The sequence below is a fragment of the Brevibacillus brevis NBRC 100599 genome, from assembly GCF_000010165.1.
In the GTDB taxonomy this organism is placed as follows: domain Bacteria; phylum Bacillota; class Bacilli; order Brevibacillales; family Brevibacillaceae; genus Brevibacillus; species Brevibacillus brevis_D.
In genome coordinates, this window is sequence record NC_012491.1 from 1,732,834 (window position 1) to 1,753,448 (window position 20,615).

Annotated in this window: 18 protein-coding genes and 1 riboswitch; of the genes, 16 read left to right on the forward strand and 2 right to left on the reverse strand. The window is 47.4% G+C overall.

Annotated features, from left to right (window positions below):
- Positions 1 to 69 precede the first annotated feature (69 nt).
- The 7 genes from BBR47_RS08710 to BBR47_RS08740 all read left to right on the forward strand — a co-directional run bounded on the left by BBR47_RS08710 (position 70) and on the right by BBR47_RS08740 (position 7,349).
- Entirely contained in the window at positions 70 to 936 is an 867-nt protein-coding gene (locus BBR47_RS08710) for a branched-chain amino acid ABC transporter permease (protein WP_012685396.1), read from the forward strand.
- 5 nt (positions 937 to 941) lie between these two features.
- The gene (locus BBR47_RS08715) at positions 942 to 1,913 is read left to right on the forward strand and encodes a branched-chain amino acid ABC transporter permease (protein ID WP_012685397.1); all 972 of its coding nucleotides are present in this window, start codon (positions 942 to 944) and stop codon (positions 1,911 to 1,913) included.
- A 1-nt stretch (position 1,914) separates the two neighbouring features.
- The gene (locus tag BBR47_RS08720; RefSeq protein WP_012685398.1) at positions 1,915 to 2,676 is read left to right on the forward strand and encodes an ABC transporter ATP-binding protein; all 762 of its coding nucleotides are present in this window, start codon (positions 1,915 to 1,917) and stop codon (positions 2,674 to 2,676) included.
- A 1-nt stretch (position 2,677) separates the two neighbouring features.
- On the forward strand, positions 2,678 to 3,391 hold the full coding sequence (locus BBR47_RS08725; protein ID WP_012685399.1) for an ABC transporter ATP-binding protein: 714 nt from the start codon (positions 2,678 to 2,680) through the stop codon (positions 3,389 to 3,391).
- 124 nt (positions 3,392 to 3,515) lie between these two features.
- A complete protein-coding gene (locus BBR47_RS08730) occupies positions 3,516 to 3,767 on the forward strand; it encodes a DUF2164 domain-containing protein (RefSeq protein WP_012685400.1) in 252 nt (83 codons plus the stop codon).
- 38 nt (positions 3,768 to 3,805) lie between these two features.
- Complete coding sequence (gene uvrC / locus BBR47_RS08735; RefSeq protein ID WP_012685401.1) at positions 3,806 to 5,587, forward strand: excinuclease ABC subunit UvrC; 1,782 nt, start codon at positions 3,806 to 3,808, stop codon at positions 5,585 to 5,587.
- Positions 5,588 to 5,689: 102 nt separating this feature from the next.
- Positions 5,690 to 5,876, forward strand: a riboswitch (Lysine riboswitch).
- Between the two features lie 231 nt (positions 5,877 to 6,107).
- Positions 6,108 to 7,349 (forward strand): aspartate kinase, encoded by a 1,242-nt coding sequence (locus BBR47_RS08740; RefSeq protein ID WP_012685402.1) that lies wholly within the window; start codon positions 6,108 to 6,110, stop codon positions 7,347 to 7,349.
- A gap of 49 nt (positions 7,350 to 7,398) precedes the next feature.
- On the opposite strand, the gene BBR47_RS08745 is transcribed toward BBR47_RS08740, so the two are convergent.
- Positions 7,399 to 7,851 carry a YslB family protein gene (locus tag BBR47_RS08745; protein ID WP_012685403.1) on the reverse strand — a complete coding sequence of 151 codons (453 nt, stop codon included), beginning with the start codon at positions 7,849 to 7,851 and terminating at the stop codon, positions 7,399 to 7,401.
- 428 nt (positions 7,852 to 8,279) lie between these two features.
- Here BBR47_RS08745 and BBR47_RS08750 point away from each other — a divergent pair, with 428 nt between their 5' ends.
- Genes BBR47_RS08750 through sdhB form a run of 3 tightly spaced genes read left to right on the forward strand, consistent with a single transcriptional unit; the run spans position 8,280 to position 11,436 of the window.
- On the forward strand, positions 8,280 to 8,891 hold the full coding sequence (locus BBR47_RS08750; protein WP_012685404.1) for a succinate dehydrogenase cytochrome b558 subunit: 612 nt from the start codon (positions 8,280 to 8,282) through the stop codon (positions 8,889 to 8,891).
- A 19-nt stretch (positions 8,892 to 8,910) separates the two neighbouring features.
- On the forward strand, positions 8,911 to 10,668 hold the full coding sequence (gene sdhA / locus BBR47_RS08755) for a succinate dehydrogenase flavoprotein subunit (RefSeq protein ID WP_012685405.1): 1,758 nt from the start codon (positions 8,911 to 8,913) through the stop codon (positions 10,666 to 10,668).
- 18 nt (positions 10,669 to 10,686) lie between these two features.
- Positions 10,687 to 11,436 (forward strand): succinate dehydrogenase iron-sulfur subunit, encoded by a 750-nt coding sequence (sdhB, locus tag BBR47_RS08760; protein ID WP_012685406.1) that lies wholly within the window; start codon positions 10,687 to 10,689, stop codon positions 11,434 to 11,436.
- 570 nt (positions 11,437 to 12,006) lie between these two features.
- Here the strand turns inward: sdhB and BBR47_RS08765 are convergent.
- Complete coding sequence (locus BBR47_RS08765; protein WP_012685407.1) at positions 12,007 to 12,450, reverse strand: MarR family winged helix-turn-helix transcriptional regulator; 444 nt, start codon at positions 12,448 to 12,450, stop codon at positions 12,007 to 12,009.
- A 189-nt stretch (positions 12,451 to 12,639) separates the two neighbouring features.
- Between BBR47_RS08765 and BBR47_RS31775 the strand changes: the two genes are divergently transcribed.
- The 6 genes from BBR47_RS31775 to BBR47_RS08795 all read left to right on the forward strand — a co-directional run bounded on the left by BBR47_RS31775 (position 12,640) and on the right by BBR47_RS08795 (position 20,332).
- A complete protein-coding gene (locus BBR47_RS31775; protein ID WP_012685408.1) occupies positions 12,640 to 16,371 on the forward strand; it encodes a S8 family serine peptidase in 3,732 nt (1,243 codons plus the stop codon).
- Between the two features lie 72 nt (positions 16,372 to 16,443).
- Complete coding sequence (locus BBR47_RS08775) at positions 16,444 to 16,842, forward strand: hypothetical protein (RefSeq protein ID WP_041749324.1); 399 nt, start codon at positions 16,444 to 16,446, stop codon at positions 16,840 to 16,842.
- A 92-nt stretch (positions 16,843 to 16,934) separates the two neighbouring features.
- Positions 16,935 to 17,393 carry a chemotaxis protein CheX gene (locus tag BBR47_RS08780; protein ID WP_012685410.1) on the forward strand — a complete coding sequence of 153 codons (459 nt, stop codon included), beginning with the start codon at positions 16,935 to 16,937 and terminating at the stop codon, positions 17,391 to 17,393.
- 74 nt (positions 17,394 to 17,467) lie between these two features.
- Positions 17,468 to 17,992 (forward strand): hypothetical protein, encoded by a 525-nt coding sequence (locus BBR47_RS08785; protein ID WP_012685411.1) that lies wholly within the window; start codon positions 17,468 to 17,470, stop codon positions 17,990 to 17,992.
- Between the two features lie 20 nt (positions 17,993 to 18,012).
- A complete protein-coding gene (locus tag BBR47_RS08790) occupies positions 18,013 to 19,761 on the forward strand; it encodes an ABC transporter ATP-binding protein (RefSeq protein ID WP_012685412.1) in 1,749 nt (582 codons plus the stop codon).
- 46 nt (positions 19,762 to 19,807) lie between these two features.
- Positions 19,808 to 20,332 carry a GNAT family N-acetyltransferase gene (locus BBR47_RS08795; RefSeq protein WP_012685413.1) on the forward strand — a complete coding sequence of 175 codons (525 nt, stop codon included), beginning with the start codon at positions 19,808 to 19,810 and terminating at the stop codon, positions 20,330 to 20,332.
- Positions 20,333 to 20,615 lie beyond the last annotated feature (283 nt).

Here is a 20,615-nt window from a genome sequence, read left to right on the forward strand (position 1 = left end):
GCTTGCTGATCCAGCGAGAATAACCCAATCATCGTTGGATGGTAACCACTTAACAGTGAGGTGAGGCATTTGTTTTGGCAGCAATTAGTCAACGGTTTGACAGTTGGTAGCACTTATTCATTGATTGCATTGGGCTATACGCTCATTTTTGGTGTCTTGGGAATCATTAATATGGCACACGGCCAAATTTTTATTTTTGGATCACTGGTTGGCTTGGTGTTGATGACCAGCCTGAATATGCCTTTAGGGGTAGCGCTGATCGTAGCAATCGTCATATCTGCTATTTTGGGTCTCGTGCTTGAGTATATAGCGCTTCGCCCCCTTCGTAAAAAAAATGTACCCCATCTGGCATCCTTGATCAGTACGATCGGATTTGCCATTTTGATGGAGGAGGCCATGCACAAATTTTTCGGTGCTGACTCCCGTGCGTTCCCGCAATCTTTTGGGGACACCACCTTTGACTTGGGGCTCGTTCAAATTCGCAGTGTCGATCTCGTTATTTTGGGGATTTCTGTGTTACTGATGTTCGTTCTGCATTTCTGGATTCAAAAAACGAAAATGGGAAAAGCCATCCGCGCGACGGCTGAAAATACGGATACAGCAAATATTTTGGGGATTAACACGAATATGGTCATTGTCGTGACCGTCATGCTTGCTTCGGCGCTGGGAGGCATCGCCGGCATATTGATCGGGATGGCGTACTCTGCTCTCATTCCGACGATGGGAATGACGCTTGGCTTCAAAGGTTTGGCGGTCTTGATTTTAGGCGGTGTGGGGAGCATTCCTGGAGCCATGGTGTGTGGCGTATTGCTCGGGATTATCGAGGTGTTTACCGTCGCATACGGAGATTCGTCGTATCGGGACGCGGTTGCTTTTGGCTTGATCATTCTCATTTTGCTCTTGAAGCCGGAAGGACTATTTGGACGCAAAGCGTAAGGGAGGTGCAGACATTGGACATTCTCAATCCATATAACTTACAGGTACTGACTTTTATCTTGTTAAACAGTATTTTGGCGATCAGTATTTACATTACGCTCTCGACGGGACAGCTTTCCTTGGGACATGCGGGCTTTATGAGCATTGGTGCTTTTACGGCGAGTATTTTGACGAAGCAAGCGGACATGCCGCTGTTTATCGCCATCATTATCGGAGGACTGGTGGCAGGGCTGATTGCACTGTTGATCGGTGCTCCGACATTGAAGCTCCACGGCCTGTATCTGGCAATTGCTACGCTTGGCTTTGGTGAAGTGATTCGCGTTATTTTTCTCAATATGGAGATGACAAATGGCGCTCTCGGATTGACCGGACTTCAATCGATTGGCAATTACTTGTACGATTTTGAAAAAGCAATGGGGGTAAAAGCACAGACCTTTGGCATTTCGGTCATGCAAATCAAGTCATTATCAACCTTTGTGTTTATGCTGCTCCTGTTTGCCTTCGTTCTTTTTCTGACGCTGCGTCTGAACCGTTCGCGTCTGGGGCGAGCTTTTGAAGCGATCAAAGCGGATGAAACGGCAGCACGAGCAATGGGATTGCAAGTCAACTATTATAAAATGCTTGCGTTTGTGATCGGTTCCATTTTGGCTGGTGTATGTGGAGGATTGTTCGCCCACATTACGACGACGATTACGCCTGATGATTTTAACTATCATAAAGTAGTCGAAATCTTGTCCTATGCCGTTATTGGCGGCAGTGAAGTGGTTTGGGGGCCGCTATTCGGTGCCTTTGTTTTGACAGCACTGCCGGAGGTGTTGCGTGGTTTGGCCGAGTACAAAATGCTCATGTACGGTTTGATCATGGTCGGTGTAATGGCGTTCCGCCCGCATGGCTTGATTGGTGCCGACACGTTCCAAAAGCTGTTCAAGCGTCGTCGGGGCAAGTCATCCGACAAGGAAGCGAAGGGGGGAGTATAAGATGTTGCTGGAACTTGCGAACGTAGGAAAAAGCTTTGGCGGCATCACTGCTCTTCGTGACGTTTCTTTTACTGTGGGAGAGGGTGAGATTGTCGGCTTGATTGGTCCGAATGGTGCGGGGAAAACGACCATTTTTAATATGGCGACGGGCATATTCGAACCAACGACGGGAACCTTTACTTTTGCCGGACAGAAGCTAAATGGAATGGCGCCTAACAAAATTACCGAAATGGGGATTGCAAGGACGTTCCAAAATATTCGCTTATTCGGTCACATGAGTGCGTTGGACAACGTGAAGGTAGGATGTCATTCGCGCATGAAGGCCGGCTTCTGGGCTTCCCTTTTGAAAACATCGGGACAACGTGCGGAAGAAAAGGCGGTGACCAAAAAAGCAGAGGAGCTCCTCGAATTCGTAGGCTTGTCTGACATTGCTGACGTCCGCTCGGATACATTGGCGTACGGTCAACAACGGCGTCTGGAGATTGCACGGGCACTGGCTACTGAACCAAAACTCTTGCTATTGGACGAACCTGCTGCCGGGATGATCGAGACCGAGACGAAAGCACTCATGGAGCTGGTCAAAAAAATTCGCGATGACGGAACGACTGTTTTGTTGGTCGAACACGATATGGGATTGGTCATGAATCTGTGTGAAAAGGTCGTATGCATCAACTTTGGGGTCAAAATTGCTGACGGCACACCAGCAGAGGTACAAAACAATCCAGATGTGATTGAAGCCTACCTCGGCAAGGAGGACGAATAAGATGCTGAACATACAAAACTTGACGACCTCCTACGGTCAAATCAAGGCGATTCGCGGGATAACGCTGGAAGTGCCGGAGGGCAAAATCGTCTCGCTAATCGGGGCGAATGGAGCGGGCAAAACCACAACTATGCGTACGATCGCAGGTCAACTGAAGCCTGAAGCAGGGACGATTACGTTTTGTGGTCAACGCATAGAGGGTTCGAGACCCCATCAGATCGTGAAAGCCGGGCTGGCTTTGGTTCCAGAAGGGCGTGCAATTCTCGGGAAGATGACCGTACTGGAAAACCTGGAGATGGGCGCATTCCAGCGCAACGATGCACAAGGCATCAAGGACGACATGGAGAAGATGATGACGTGGTTCCCCATCCTCAAGGAGCGTCTTTCCCAATTGGGAGGGACGATGTCTGGTGGTCAGCAGCAAATGCTAGCCATTGCCCGCGCATTGATGTCTCGACCGAAGCTGCTGCTTTTGGACGAGCCGTCAATGGGCTTGGCTCCCATTGTGGTGGCAGACATTTTCAAGGTGGTCAAAGAAATCAATGCAGAAGGTACGACCGTCCTGATCGTGGAGCAAAATGTCAAGCAGGCCCTCAAAATCGCTGATTACGGGTATGTGCTGGAGGCTGGGCAAATCGTATTGGACGGCACAGGAGTAGCGCTGTTAAACGACGAGCGTGTAAAAGAAGCATATTTGGGCGGTCGCAAACACTAGGTCTGCCTGTAAAAACTGTCGCCATGGAATGAGGCGGCAGTTTTTTTCGTATGGATTCCATGGTACTATGAAAGATAGAACGTATATTCTCTTATGATGCGAAATGGGAAGGAAGCCGGATACGATGCCAACCAAATTGACGAGAGAGCAAATGGAATATCTTGTTCATCAAGTACAACGCTATTTTAAAGAAGAACGGTCGGAAACACTCGGCAATTTGGAGACGGAAGAGTTGATTGCCTTTTTTTCAAAAGAGCTCGGCCCTTTCTATTACAATCAAGGGGTGCAAGACAGCCGCAAGCTGCTGATGGAACGGATGAGTTCCTTAGAAGATGAACTGTATGTATTGGAAAAGCCAATCCAAAAGAACAAATAGATGCCAGGCAGATATAGAGCAAAGAGGAGAGAGCAGCCATGAACAGCTCCTTAAAAGATAAACTGGCCGTCCTGCCAGATAAACCAGGCTGCTACCTGATGAAAAATGCGAGCGGGGAAATCATTTACGTCGGAAAAGCCAAGGTGCTGAAAAACCGCGTCCGCTCGTATTTTACAGGCAGTCATAACGGGAAGACGCAGCTGTTGGTCAGTGAGATCGTGGACTTTGAGTACATTGTGGTATCCTCAGCGATTGAGGCGCTTATTCTCGAGTGCAACCTGATCAAGGAGCACGACCCGCGCTACAATGTCATGCTCCGCGATGACAAGACGTATCCATACATCAAGATTACGAATGAGGCGCAGCCACGTCTGGAGATTACCCGTAAGGTATTAAAAGATAAAGCCAAGTATTTCGGGCCCTATCCGAATGCCGGAGATGCTTCCGAGGTGAAGAAGCTGCTGGATCGACTCTATCCGTTGCGAAAATGTCGCAATATGCCCAAGCAGGTTTGTCTTTACTACCATTTGGGACAATGTCTTGCGCCCTGTGTGTACGAGGTATCGGCAGAGGAAAACCAGCGTTTGGTGGATCAAATCAGCCAGTTCCTCGATGGTGGCCATGAGGAAATGAAGCAAACCCTCACGGAAAAAATGCTGCAAGCCGCAGAAAACATGGAGTTCGAACGAGCTAAGGAATATCGTGATCAGATCAAGAGCATCGAAGCCGTAATGGAGAAGCAGAAGATCACGTTCACCGATACGATAGACCGCGACATTATCGGGTTTGCCGTGGAAAAAGGCTGGATGTGCATCCAGGTGTTTTATATGCGAAAAGGGAAGATGATCGAGCGTCAGACGACTTCCTTTCCATACTATGGAAGCGAAACCGAGGACTTCATGTCTTATGTGAGCCAGTTCTACTACGACAAGCAAAATGCGCTGCCAAAAGAAATACTGCTCCCGCAAGAGAGTGAGCCAGAGCTTTTGGCTGAGTGGTTGGGCATCAAAGTCCATGCTCCGAAAAGAGGCAAAAAGCATGAGCTCGTGAAGATGGCTACCGAGAACGCCCGTATTGCTTTGCAGGAGAAGTTCGCGCTGATGTCCAAGGACGATGCTCGTACGGTCCAAGCGGTACACAATCTCGGTCACATTTTAGGGATTCCGGTTCCTCATCGAATTGAAGCGTTTGACAACTCCAACATTCAGGGAACAGAGCCAGTGTCTGCAATGATTGTGTTTACAGACGGCCGCCCTGATAAAAAGGAATACCGCAAATTCAAGATCAAAACCGTAGAGGGACCAGATGATTACGGCTCCATGCGCGAAGTTGTTCGCCGTCGTTACTCTCGTCTGCTGAAAGAAAACCAGCCAATGCCCGACCTGATTGTGATCGATGGTGGTAAAGGCCAAATCAGTGCAGCTATGGACGTGCTGGAAAACGAGCTAGGTCTCTATATTCCTGTCTGTGGTCTGGCGAAGGATGAGAAGCACCGCACTGCTCAGCTCATGTACGGAGATCCGCCAGAGCCTGTAAATCTTAGACGTGATAGCTATGAGTTTTATTTGTTGCAGCGTATCCAGGATGAAGTCCACCGTTTTGTTATTACGTTCCACAGACAATCCCGGACAAAAACAATGCTTTCCTCGCAGTTGGATGAGATCCCGGGTATTGGTGAAAAGCGGCGCAAGCTGTTGTTCTCTCATTTTGGCTCGTTGAAAAAAATGCGCGAGGCGACCGTTGAAGACTTCCGCCAATTGGGAATCGGCGACAAGCTGGCAAAAGAAATCATTGGGCATCTGCGTAAGCTGGACACATAGCCAGTGTGGCTTTTGGAACAACCTTTAAAAAGGAATTGATCCATTTTTAGACTCATGATATAATCCGATTCAAACAGAATAGTTAGCCTCACTTCCATTATGGAGTGAGGTAGAGGCGCGAAAACCAAGAGTACCACCCTGAGATCGGGTATCTGTGAAGGGTCGGGAAAGGGGAATTCGCCGAAGTGTGGAGGGAAACCCGCTTTTCTCCATGCTGGGTCTGCGTTGAACAAATGCAGGACTGTCATCTGCACAATGACCAATTGTCAGATGGAGAGCTATCTCACGGTGTGTCAATGTGAGTTTTGATGGTGATAACTGTCAATCTTCGTTGTCCGCGTGTATTGGGAGGGAGGAACCGGTATGTCGAAACAGTAGGCAGCGGCAGGTCTTATTCCTTGTCGGTGCCTTTTTTGTAAAATAAAAATGCAAGACTTTTCCTTATAGAGAGAATAGTGAAAAACCATACGATACGAGATAAATACCAATATTGGATATGAGAAAAAGGGAGAGAAGCCGCATGGGGTTGATCGTGCAGAAATACGGAGGCACCTCTGTAGGTACCATTGAGCGAATTTTACGAGTTGCGGATCGAATTATCAGCTATAAAGAGGAAGGGCATGATGTGGTAGTTGTTGTTTCTGCAATGGGGAAATCTACTGACGTGTTGGTAGACATGGCCAAGCAGATTAGCGCATACCCATCCGAGCGTGAAATGGATATGCTGCTGACCACGGGGGAGCAGGTATCGATCGCGCTTTTGTCGATGGCCTTGCATACAAAAGGCTACGATGCCATTTCTCTTACGGGCTGGCAAGCTGGAATCACCACAGAGGCGATTCACGGAAGAGCACGGATCAAGCAGATTGATCCAGAGCGGATTCAATCCGAGCTCGGTCGTGGTCGTGTGGTGATCGTGGCAGGATTCCAAGGGATCAGTGACGAAGGGGAAATTACGACGCTCGGCCGCGGTGGATCGGATACATCTGCGGTTACACTCGCAGCCAGCTTGAACGCTGAGAAATGCGAAATCTTTACGGACGTGTCCGGGGTTTATACAGCTGATCCGCGAATGGTTCCAGCTGCGAGCAAGCTGGATACGATCTCGTATGATGAGATGCTGGAGCTGGCGAACCTCGGTGCAGGGGTTCTTCATCCTAGGTCAGTTGAGGCTGCGAAAAAATACAAGGTAAGGCTGGTCGTCCGCTCTAGCTTTACTGCCGAAGATGGTACGTACGTTGAGGAGGTTGCCAACATGGAAACAGGAAGAGTAGTAAGTGGAGTTGCACACGATGAAGATGTAGCCAAAATCACGGTTGTCGGCATGCCTGCCAAGGTCGGGACACTCTCCCGTCTGTTCAATACGCTGGCGGACAATCAGGTGAACGTCGATATTATTATCCAAAGCTCTTATGATGCTACTGTTACAAATATTTCTTTTACAGTTGCAGCGGATGACCTGAAAAAAGCACTGGATACGCTGGACAGAAACAAAGAAGAGCTTGGCTTTGAAAAAGTCGATTTCGAGGAAAGCTTGACCAAAGTATCCATTGTCGGCTCTGGAATGATCAACAATCCAGGGGTAGCTGCCGAAATGTTCCGCGTTCTGGCAGAAAAAGAAATTTCTATTAAAATGGTATCAACTTCTGATATCAAGGTTTCTTGCGTCATTCCAGCAGCTTTGACAGAGCTGGCTGTTCGCAGTCTTCATTCGGCCTATGGTCTGGATGTTGAGGAAACCGCGGTTGTGCACGGAGTATAAAAAGATAGATGCTCCCTCTCCCTTCTTATAGGTAGAGGGGGCATTTTGTTCATGACGCCACTTGTACAGAGATGCGTATGTCTGAAGGGCTTTCCATTTCGATTTTGCTGAACGCTTCTTTTTCTTTCCACTGCTCAATCATACCTGCGATGATCCCGGCTTCAAAGGAAAGACTGCAACCTAGTCTTTCTATAGACTGATAGCTAAAAATGGAATGATTGAGTGAATAGACGATCGTTTGCTCGTTCTCCTCGAGGACGTCTAGCTGACCTAATCCAAGCCGAATAAAAGGCATAATCGGGCCTGTTGCAGATTGAATGGGGATTTGGCGACCCATATTTTTTCCTATCCAATAGAGAATATGGTTTTCACTATCGCCTAGCAGGGTGCTAGTAAGCGTTTCGCGTAGAAGATGATAGCCAAGATAGGGCATATTCATTCTCTCTGCATAGGGAATGGTCTCTGGCGGCAATAGTGCTGCAAGCTGATCCTTCTCTTTCATATGTGCTTCCCTCCTGTCTTTACTAGATTATGAGGAGGGACACGCATTCATGACATCGGAATAGAAAAAATAGCTGGACTAAACAAAGTTATTCTATCAATGTATTTAGTACATTGATTGTCTTGACGCTCTGTGTCGACAAGAGTACAATTGGATTTGGTCATAGTTTTGCCCAACTTTTTCTCGTATTTTGACACATTCCGACAAATTCATTTGATCTAGTGAACGCAGTCATTTTGTGAACAGCGTCAAGATCCCGTTCATAAAATGATCGTGGTGGTTTTGCTATGTCTAATGGGTGAGGCAATGGGTTAGGATATTGGGGAAAGGTCTATCAAAACGGTCGAAGCCGTTTTGGACCGCTTGCGGTGATGCTTGACGTTTTTCACAAAATTGAGAGTTACATACATTGAAAGGGGGACCATTGTATGGCGAAAGGCCATAGCTTTCTCAGTCACAAGCTCCACTCACTTCTTGGTTTGTTTCCGATCGGGCTCTTCCTGCTGTTTCACTTGACAGCTAACTACCAAGCGACCCGTGGAGCCGAAGCTTTTAATCAAACAGTTGGTTTGATTGAAAATGTTCCATTCGTATTGGTGCTTGAATTTGTTTTCATCTACCTCCCGATCCTGTTTCACGCTATTTACGGTATCTACATTGCGTTCCAAGCAAAGCAAAACGTAGGGAACTTCGGCTACTTCCGAAACCAAATGTTCTTGTGGCAACGTGTTACAGGAGTCATTACCCTCATTTTTATCGTTTGGCACGTTTGGGAAACCCGTATCCAAAAAGCAATGGGTGCACACGTGGATTTTGACATGATGGCAAACATTTTGAGCAGTCCTGCAATGATCGTATTCTACACTATCGGGATTATTAGCACGACTTTCCACTTCTCCAACGGACTGTGGTCGTTCCTGGTTCACTGGGGAATTACAGTTGGGCCGCGTTCCCAGCGCATTGCAACATTCCTGACTTTGGGCGTATTCGTAATTGTAACCTTCATCGGCTTGCGTGCGATGTCGGCTTTCATTTTGTAGGGATAGGGGGACAAAACACATGGCAAAAGGTAAACTGATCATTGTCGGTGGAGGTTTGGCCGGCTTGATGGCTACCATCAAAGCAGCAGAAAAAGGCGTTCCTGTTCAGCTGTTCTCCCTGGTTCCGGTAAAACGTTCCCACTCTGTCTGTGCGCAGGGCGGTATTAACGGAGCGGTAAATACCAAAGGGGAAGGCGACTCCACATGGGAGCACTTCGACGATACAGTATATGGCGGAGACTTCTTGGCAAACCAACCGCCAGTTAAAGCAATGTGCGATGCAGCACCTGGCATCATCTATATGTTGGACCGTATGGGCGTTATGTTTAACCGTACGCCAGAAGGTCTGTTGGACTTCCGTCGTTTCGGGGGAACCAAGCATCACCGTACCGCTTTTGCGGGTGCGACAACTGGACAACAGCTTTTGTACGCATTGGACGAACAAGTACGCCGTTATGAAGCTGAAGGTCTGGTAACCAAGTACGAATATTGGGATTTCCTCGGAGCCGTTTTGGACGATACAGGAACCTGTCGCGGGATTACTGCACAGAACATGCGTTCCGGTGAAATTCAATCCTTCCGTGCGGATGCCGTTATTTTGGCAACAGGCGGACCTGGTATCATCTTCGGTAAATCGACGAACTCGATTATCAATACTGGTACAGCAGCATCTGCGGCGTACCAACAAGGGGTTATCTACTCCAATGGTGAGATGATCCAAATTCACCCAACTGCAATCCCGGGCGACGACAAGCTGCGTCTGATGTCCGAGTCTGCTCGTGGTGAGGGTGGTCGTGTATGGACGTACAGAGACGGTAAGCCTTGGTACTTCCTGGAAGATAAATACCCTGCTTACGGAAACCTGGTTCCGCGTGACATCGCGACTCGCGAAATCTTCTCTGTTTGCGTAGATATGAAGCTGGGTATCAACGGCGAAAACATGGTATACCTCGACCTGTCCCACAAAGATCCAAAAGAACTGGATGTAAAATTGGGCGGTATTATCGAGATTTACGAAAAATTTGTTGGGGATGACCCACGTAAAGTTCCAATGAAGATTTTCCCTGCGGTTCACTACTCCATGGGTGGTATGTGGGTAGACTACAACCAAATGACCAATATCCCTGGTTTGTTTGCAGCAGGTGAGTGCGATTACTCTCAGCACGGTGCAAACCGTTTGGGTGCGAACTCCCTCTTGTCCGCGATCTATGGTGGTATGGTAGCAGGTCCAAAAGCGATCGAGTACATCAATGGCTTGAACCAATCCTCTGATGACCTGTCTTCCACGCTCTTCGACGGCTTCACAAGCAAAGAGCAAGCGAAATATGACAGCATCCTGAAAATGGACGGAACAGAAAATGCTTACCTGATCCACAAGGAACTGGGTGAGTGGATGACTGACAACGTAACGGTAGTACGTTACAACGACCGTCTGCAAAAAACGGATGATAAGATCGTTGAACTGATGGAACGCTACAAGAAAATCAACATCAACGATACAAATAAATGGAGCAACTCTGGTGCGGCGTTTACCCGTCATCTGTGGAACATGCTCGCACTGTCCCGCGCGATCACAATTGGTGCGCTCAAGCGCGACGAGAGCCGCGGTGCTCACTACAAGCCTGACTTCCCTGAGCGTGATGACGAAAACTTCATGAAGACGACAATGGCGAAGTTCAATGCTGAAACGACTGCGCCTGAAATCTACTATGAAGACATCGACGTATCCCTGATCGCACCACGTAAACGTGACTATACGTCTGACAAGAAGCATTAAGAGAGGAGGAAACTGATCATGGCAGAAAAATTGATTCATTTGATTATCACTCGTCAAGATAGCCCTGACAGCACTCCGTACAAGGAAGAGTTCAAAATCCCTTACCGTCCTGGTATGAACGTGATCAGTGCTTTGATGGAGATCCAACGTAATCCACTCAACGCACAAGGTCAAAAAACGTCTCCAGTTAACTGGGAATCGAACTGCTTGGAAGAAGTATGCGGTGCGTGCTCGATGGTTATTAACGGAAGACCACGTCAAGCGTGCTCGGCACTGGTAGATAAACTGGAACAGCCGATTCGTCTTGAGCCAATGAGCACCTTCCCTGTACAGCGTGACTTGTCGATTGACCGCAGTCGCATGTTCGATGCGCTGAAGCGCGTAAAAGCGTGGGTTCCAATCGATGGTACGCATGATCTGGGACCTGGTCCTCGCATGCCGGAAGTGGAGCGTCAATGGGCGTACGAGCTTTCGAAGTGCATGACGTGCGGTGTTTGCTTGGAAGCTTGCCCGAACGTGAATGCGAAGTCTGACTTCATCGGTCCGTTCGCAATTTCGCAGGTTCGTCTGTTCAACCAGCATCCAACGGGTATGATGAACAAGCATGAGCGTCTGGAAGCTTTGATGGAAGATGGCGGTATCGGTGATTGCGGTAACTCGCAAAACTGCGTACAAGCATGTCCAAAAGGCATTCCGCTGACAACCTCGATCGCTCACATGAACAAAGAAACAACTAAACATGCAGTGAAGAAGTTCTTCTTCTCCTAATTGTTTGCAATAGAAAAGGCGTGCACCGGTGATCCGGAATGCACGCCTTTTTTCAGTTACATGTCGCTGTAGTGGAGAGAAGAATATTTCCAGGCTAGGCTCCAGGCTCCGTCCTGCTGGGGCTGAGACTGTCCGCTCCGAAGGGATTCGCGGGGAAACGCAAAAGTCGTAGCCGCTTCGTCGTATGGGCACGGTTGCGTTTCTGTTGCCCGCGAATCACTTCTCCGCTCGGTAGGACTCCACAAGTCGCTACGCCTGGAAATATTCTTCTCTGTCGTAACTGAAGACATTTTTCCTTCTTTTAAGGCTTTTAAAACTCGTTTAACACGGAAAGCTCGTAGAGAAAACAGGAGAAAACAGCGAAGATCTTAGGGACACCGACCGAGACGCAATGCAAAAAGCGAAACACGCCCTTAAGCGGCCACCTCTGAAAAACATCCTGAGGATACCACTTTGGCCGCGGTTTCGCTTTTTACATGGAGTCGTGCAGTTAATCCCCCAGGGGGTGGCCCTAGAAGCTAAGCGTTTTCTCCTGTTTTCTCCCCACCACAACAGCAACGTACAAGGAGTTTATTCACTCGCCTCGATAACCGCCGCCATTGCCAGCTTTTCAAAGATGCTAACGAAGTGCTGAAGTTCATCCTCACTGAGGTGAGAAAACATTTTATTTAGTTGTTCTCTCCGATTCTGCTTGGCTACTTGCAGAATTTTTTTGCCAGAATCACGCAAGCTGATGTAAACAACTCGGCGATCTTCATCATCACGATCACGGGCGACGAAGCCGTGTTTATCCAAACGGTCGACCATTGCTGTGATTGCGCTTGGTTTGACCCCCATTGATTCAGCCAACTCTCCAACCGTGCATTTTTCCTTCTGTTCCAACTGATGAAGAATGTAGAATTGGGGGCCAGTTAAACCAGAGACAGGTTCGGCTAATTGTGTTCCCATCGTGCGCATAATGGTACGAAACGCCTCCTGCAAGCGCTCAAGCGTATCTGTAGAGGGGGAGGGCATGCTCGTATCATCTCCTTATTTGATCTATTTCTTCGAGAAAGGGAATATTTGATATGCAATATTTAACGCAATTAAATATTGGCTGAAATTACTTCGTTTGTCAACCTTCGCGAAAAGAAGGGAATACCCAAGCCATTCCTAGTGAAAACTGAAAACATAATGGAATGACTTCCAGCAAGGGGGCAAACGATGAAGAAAAAGGTATGCAGCATTGGATTGATATTGGCTTTGCTTCCCGCAACGACTGTCAGCACAACAGCGTTTGAAGGAACGGCGACCATTCGTACGCAGATTTTGCAGGATCTCGCGGAAATGCACGAGCCATTACATACAGGCAAGGCGGACAAGGAATATAAAACGACGGCAGATGAATGGCAACGACAAGAACTACTACTGCGAGGTGAGCAATTAAAATCTGCGCCTGTCGATTCGCTGGAAATGATTGAGGCGACGAAGGCTTGGGAGGAAGCGGGGGTAAAAGGGGAAGGGATGCTCGTTTCGGTGATCGATACGGGAATCAATCCGCGCCACCCCGATTTACCTGCCCCACATGATAAGCGTTCAGCCATGCAAAAGTCAGGCTCTTCCCAGAAGGTGATTCCTGGCTTTAACTGGGCTGACCGTACGCAAACAACGGAAGACGTATCGGAATCTCAGCATGGTATCCATGTTGCGGGAATTATTGGTGCGAACGGAAAAGTAAAAGGGGTTGCACCTGAAGCCCAGCTCATCAGCCAAAAGGTATTTTCCAATTATCAAAGCGAGGTTCCTGGGCTAGGTGAATCGATTTTATTTGCGATCAATGATTCTATTACGAAAAAAGCAGATGTGATCAATTTGAGTCTCGGTTCCTCTGCGGGTTATGTAGATGAAACAAATGTGGAGCAAATGGCAGTGAAGCGAGCAGTCGATAGTGGGATCGTAGTAGTGGCAGCCGCCGGCAATGATGCGTATTTCGGCAGTGATAAGGTACGAGCACAGAATCCGGATATCGCCATGATCGGTTCTCCAGGCTTGAGTCCTGATGCGTTTTCAGTTGCTTCTATTAACGCAACAGCACTGGCTGGTTATAGCTTCACGGTGCAAGGGGTACCCGGTATGGAGAAAGTCGTGTATTTATCGGGCTATGTGGAAGGCGGGGGTGCAATAAACCCAGTCATGACGCTGATGAAGCCGTATCCGCTCGTCTATATGGGGAAAGGGAAGAAGGAAGACTACAATGTTTCCGTAAAAGATAAAGTGGTATTGCTCGAGCGAGGTGACATTTCATTTGACGAAAAGCTACGTCTAGCCAAAGAAGCAGGAGCTGTTGGTGCCGTCATCTACAACAATGAAATGGGACCACTGATTATCAGTGCGGAGCACGCCAAACAAATCCCGGCTGTTTCTATTTTGAAGCACATGGGCGAGCAAATGGCACAAGCGATTAAAAAAGGCAAGAAGGTGACGGTCTCCTTTAACGGTGAATATGGACAAAATCCAATGCCTTATCCCGACGGAGGAACAATCTCGGCTTTTTCATCATGGGGACCAACGCCCGATTTGCAGTTCAAGCCGGAGATTGCAGCTCCAGGCGGGGGCATCCTGTCACTCACGCGAGAGTCTGAATATGCCGTGAAAAGTGGCACCTCAATGGCAACGCCACATGTGGCAGGCGGGATGGCATTGCTGAAGCAAGGCTATCTCAAGCAAGGGCGGAACCTGCAAGGCAGGTCGCTTGTCAATACGTTAAAGGCTGCGGCCATGAATACAGCAGAACCGATTATCGATCCGCAAATCAGCGTACCAGCAGCGGATAAAGAGAAAGCAAAAAAAGTACCTTACAGTCCACGTGTTCAAGGGGCAGGGTTGATGCAAACCGCAAAAGCGATCAAGACTCCAGCCATCGTTGTGACTGCAAAAGGAAAAGCAGGTGTCTCGTTAGGCGAGATCGGGAATTCAACGACCTTTTCTCTGTTTATTAATAACAAGTTTGGCAAAAAGCCGATTACGTATCAGCTGCAAAATGAGTTTGGTGTCTTGACTGACTTGCGCAAGAATGGGCTCAACATGCTAACGGATACTCTTTTCGAGGGGGCAGAACTGCAATTTTCCGCCCCGAAGATTACCGTTGCGCCAGGGAAGTTAGAGGAAGTGAAGGTAACGCTTACGATACCGCCAGGCTCCGCACGCAATCAATTTGCAGAAGGATTTATTTCCTTTCAACCAGATGATAAAGAGCTGCCTACGTTGCGTACGCCGTTTTATGGCTTTTACGGCGATTGGGATGAGCCAAGGATTATGGATCAGCCTGTATGGGAGGCAGAAAGTCAGGAAAAACGAACAGGTGTCAAGACAAGCTGGTATCACGATAAACGCAATGACAAGTGGCGCTACCGGGATTATCTAGGAGTGACAGGTGTCAGAGCCGATGGCGGCGCGAAAATCGACCCCAATCATATCGCCTTTTCACCAAACGGGGATGGGCATTACGATGTCGCTGCTCCTTCAATTACATTTTTGCGCAATGCCCGTCATATTATCGTCGAAGTAACCGATCAGTCAGGCAAGCCGATTCGCACTCTTGTACGCGATGAAAAGGTGAGCAAGTACGACCAATCCAAGCTGGGGACTCCATACTATTATACGGAAAGGGAAGCGTGGAGCTGGGACGGAAAGATCTTTTCACCACAAAAAGGCGCCTACATACAGGCACCTGATGGACAGTACCACTTCTCCATTAAGGCCAAAATAGACGACCGCAATGCAAATTGGCAATCAATGACACTCCCCATCCGCGTGGATACAAAAGCTCCTGTGATTACAGCTTCTGTGTCAGGTAACCGGGTTCAATGGAGTAGCCGTGATAAAGATATCCAGGCCTATTTCCTTTATGTAAACGGAAAAAGGGTAGGAGGCCCCTATTCTCCAAAAGTGTCCAGCACACTTATTAATCAGCCGGATAAAAAAATGAGTGTGGTAGCGCATGATTACGCGGGGAATATCAGTGTGGCACATATAAACGGGAAAAGCGACAGCACCCCGCCCTTTGTGGAGTTCCCGGATGATTTGTTTCCTTATTTGAAAATATCCAAGCAGCCAGACGTGGCCTTCAGGGGCAAAGTAACAGGCGAGGATATGATGGACAGGGTGCGTTTGTCGATTAACAAAACGCCTGTAAAGCTGGCGACGGATGGCTCCTTTGAAACCATCCTGCGATTAACGGAAGGTCTCAACTATGTGATGTACAGTGCAATGGATATGTATGGAAACAAGCGCCAATTCACGCAGCGGGTTATCGTTGATACGAGCCCTCCGATATTGCAATTGCTAAACGACGGTAGCGAAGACGTACAGTTCGATCCAGCAACCAAGAACATGCTGGTTCCGGTCCGTTTCCTATACAGAGATCAAACATACAAAGGTCAGGTAAGTATCAATGGGCAAATCGTGTCCTACTTTGAAGAAGAGCAATTGGAAATCCCTGCACAAAAATACGTAACCCAAATTTTGAACATGAAGCAGGGAGAAAATCGCATTTTGCTCGAAGGGAAAGACGGGGCAGGCAATCAAAGCATGTTGCTGGTGTATGCGTATGTCGATGCCAATTCAGGGGCGGTTGTCATAAGCAATGGGGAGCAGCGTATATCCTACAAGGCGCGAACAGTGCCAGCACCGACGATCCAGCTACCGAACAAACAGCTAGAAGGGCAGGAAGGTGAAGCGCTGCCCATCGAAGGGAAAGTGACAGGTGCTGGTGCTGTTAACCTCCAAATCAACTATGGATCAAAAAGCTTTCAGACCAACGCGAATGATCAAGGGTTATTTCGCTTGGTGCTTCATGAGGTAGAGGAAGGCAAGCAAAAAGTGACGGTTGTTGCCACCGATGCGCTGGGGAGGGAAGCCCGAGCGGAGATGAACGTCGTCGGAAAGAAGAAATAGGGTAGCGGGCCCGTCAGTAGCAGATAAACGGCTATTGCCGGGCCAAATTTTTTTGTGGGAGGATTCTATTCGATGTTTTACCATGGGATCATGTGGGAATATGTTATGAGAGAGTACCCAGTGCTCTCACCAAGAAGGACAGCCAAAAGGAAACGTGGGGCGGAGCAATTGTTGGATCGCATTCATCTGATCGAACAATTCGGTTTGGAACCCGTTCATTTGCTTGAGGCCGACGAGGATTACGATGAAGTCCGCTGTATACAGGAATGTTTGGCATTTGGAGATACTGTTTTTGCCTTTGATCGAGTCCAGCTTCCGATGTGGCAATTGAGTAAGCATGAGATTGGTGTAGAAATAGTAGACTTGCGAACGTGTACGGCCATCTATACCATTGGTCATGAGACAAAAGTAGAGGATTATTTTCCTGGCAAACCTTGTTTTTGTGACCTTATACCTAGGAAGTTTTCGTAATCCTATTGCATCTGCCAAAAATCGACATTATGATAGTCCTATACGAGTTCAACGTCTGAGAGTGAATTGCCCGGGAAAGGAAGAGAATGCAGATGATAGTCCAGTACCTTGATCCATTTCTTGAATCAGCTTCGTCCGTGATTCAACAAGTATGCAATGTCGACATTTCGCGTGGAGAGTTAGCTGAAAGAGAATGGAGCCATGTAGAAGGCCATACATGGATTCGAATCGGAATGACAGGTCAATTACAAGGTGAGGTCTTTTTCGGTCTGCAAGAGGAATTGGCTTTGCGCATTGTCTCGGCCATGATGGGTGGCTATCCCGTGCAAGAGATGGATGAGCTCGGAAAAAGTGCCATTTCCGAGTTAGGGAACATGATTTCCGGGAATGCGAGTACGCTTTTGTCCAATCGAGGAGTTATCGTGGACATAACCCCGCCCTTATTTTTACATCAGCATGACTTGAAAGACATGGCAGGGACAGCATTGATTGCACCGCTCGATCTTCATGACATGGGCAGACTGGATATTCAAATAATTGTGATAAGATAGAGGCGGCTAATGGCCGTCTTTTTTGTGAAGGATACGTACCTACGCTTTATCATTCAAAGGAGGGAAGGAAAGAGATGGATCATTACTTCTCGATCTGCTCAGCTGAGATGTATTACGAGAAATACATGGCCTTTTTATTGGAAAACTACGACCAGCTTCGCATGCCATATTCCTTTCCTGTGGCGCTCAGTTTTCTGGCGAGTCCCGTTTTAATGGAGGGGAAAGCATTTCTTTGCTTCAACGATGACGATGAAGTGATCGGTGCCTTTTCATACATTTACGGGACAGGTGAGAATCAGTACGAAGACAAGCAAATCGTTCAAATTCAGGTAATCTATTTTTTGGAACAGTATCGCAGCAGTCGCCTTTTTTTGCATGCCCTTCAGTATGTAACCGAGTATATCGCCTATATGGAGGAGGACGTGAAGGAGTTTCGATTCTGGACTTCCTCAGACGACTCTTTACGCAAATTGTTTGCCAAGATTGCAGATCGAGTAGCTTCTGTGGAAACGGAAAACGGTCCATTGGATGAATATCGCGCATCATTTCGGGCTTGGAAATCCTATGCGGCCAGGTTTCAACATGAACCATTTTTCTAATCCAAGAAGGAGACGTTACGATGCTGTTCGTCATCAAAAACCTGTTTGGCTACCTACGCCCCTATAAGCTCCTGAGTTCCCTTTTTTTCCTCACGCTTGCACTTGATCTACTTTTTTTATCCTTGGCACCTCTCAGTTTCCAGATGATCATTGATAGAGCGATTGTTCCCAAAGATATGCACGTATTCTCAGTTATCATGATAGTCTTGGCGATTAGCGGGTTTATCTGTATCAGTGCTGGAATGATCAGTGATTATGTGCTGGCAAAACTAAATGCACGTGTGCAAAATGATTTGCGGCAAAAACTGTTTGCGCATATGCAACATTTGCCGGTCAGCTATTTCCATAAAACGCGTTCGGGCGAACTGATCTCTCACTTTTCAGTGGATTTGCCTGTCATTGACAGATCGTTAGCGATTCTCTTCACGACAGGTATTCAGTCATTGGTGGTCGTGACGATTAGTACAATGGTGTTGTTTTATTTGGAATGGGTGATGGCGCTGTGTATTTTGGTTGGGGCAATCTTGATCTTTACAGGCCCTTATTTGCTTGGACGACGTGCCCACGCAATCAATGCTGCCTATAAAGAACAACTCGCTGCTATGACGAATGATGTCCAGGAAAATACGAAAGCGCAAATGGTTATCAAGGGATTCAACCTGCAAGCTGTCATGATCGATAAATTCATGGAAAGACTCGAATTGCTGTTGGTCAGCAACTATCGCAAAAATTTGATGGCAGCGAAGCTGGAACGAATTCCTGCGCTATGCTTACTTCTCATCAACTTTACGATCATTGGCTTCGGTTCCTATCTAGCACTTACCGGGCGAATCTCTGTCGGTTCGCTTGTCGCCTTTTTCACCATGTATACGTCGATGGGGAATGCTGTGTTTAATCTGACCTTTACGCTTCCACTGATGACAGATGCACAAGTCAGTATGGAGCGAATCCAGAAGGTGCTGAATGAACCTAGTGAAAAAGTCGACCATTCTTCATCCGAACAGATCGATTTGCGTACGACTGAAGTGTCCATAAAAAATGTTACGTTTGGCTATCAAGAAAATCAGTTATCTATTAAGCAAATCAACATGCAGATTCCAGCTCGGTCAAAAATTGCGATAGTTGGCTCCAGCGGGTCTGGAAAAAGCACGATCATTCAGCTGTTATTAGGCTTTTATCAACCTAGTTCTGGTCATATCGAGATAAACGGGACAAAACTAGATGAAAGGAATCGGGGAGCCTTCCGCAACCATGTAGGGGTTGTCTTTCAGGAGCACTTTCTTTTTCACGGAACAATAGCAGAAAACATCCGGCTCGGCAAACTCGACGCGACCAACGACGAGCTGAGGATGGCTGCACAGCAAGCAGAGATCCATGACTTTATCATGAGTCTACCAGACAAGTACGAGACACTAGTTTTGGATGGGGGTAGCAATCTCTCGGGGGGACAAAGGCAGCGACTCGCCATTGCTCGAGCGATTCTGCGCAATCCTTCTCTATTCATTCTGGATGAAGCAACTTCTGCTCTCGATCCCATTACTGAGGCTTCTATAAACAAGACCTTTGCGAAGCTTTCCAGCGATCGGACTGTCATTACGGTGACACATCGTTTGTCGACCATAACGGACATGGATCAAATATTTGTTTTGGAGCAGGGGGAACTAGTGGAGCAAGGGACACACTCTCAACTGTTTCAAAAGCGGGGCTATTACACAAGACTATGGGAGAAGCAGCAGAGAAGTTCCATCTCCTCGCACGCGGAAAGGTAGAAGTGATACGTTAACCAACAGAAAAAAGAGAGGCGGTGTGTAAAGGATGCATGTCCAATTTAGAAAATGTACCAGTGACAATGATTTTGCCCAATTCACGCTATTCTTTATGCGCAATCGATTGGAATTTAGCCGTATGTTTTCCCTTAGTGACACGCTCGTTCATATTTTGACGTTTCTCCCGGATTCTCATTTGATCCTCATAGAAGACGAGCGAGGTAAATTGATCGGATGGGGCCATTATCAATACTTGACAGCAGAAAGGCAACCAGACCCAGAGGGAGAAATTTGCTATATCCATTCCGTCATCGTTGAAGAAAAATATCGAAGGAGCAGGGTATTTCTAAAAGGCTTTCGCCATCTTATCAGACAGGTCCAGGAAGAGAATGAACACGTGAAACAAGTAACCTTTCATGCAGATGCTAATCATATTTATCTGAACCGGCTCTATTCGAAATTTGCACAGCTTGCAGGGGAGCAGGAGGGGTATTATGGACGAGAAAACATCTACCTATCCGAAATCAATCAGCTCGCTTCCTATCTGGGAATGGACGCAATTGACGTTAAATAAGGAAAAATGCTATTCTTAAGAAGATATTGTCAGAAGGGAGGTCTATCAGATGATTCCAATGGTACCACGTTTGAAAGACGGAGTAAGAAAACCATTCACTGCTTCGATTCAAAATCTTCTCATGAAAAATGAGCAGCTGCGTGTAGCTACTTCTTCTACGAAGTAATCGATCAGCTATCATCTTTTTCGAATCAACTGTTCCCATGAATGGAGAAGTGGTTGACAGGCTATCCTGCTCAGCCACTTTTTTATTTCTGTTTGAATAGAATTAAAAAATAAAATA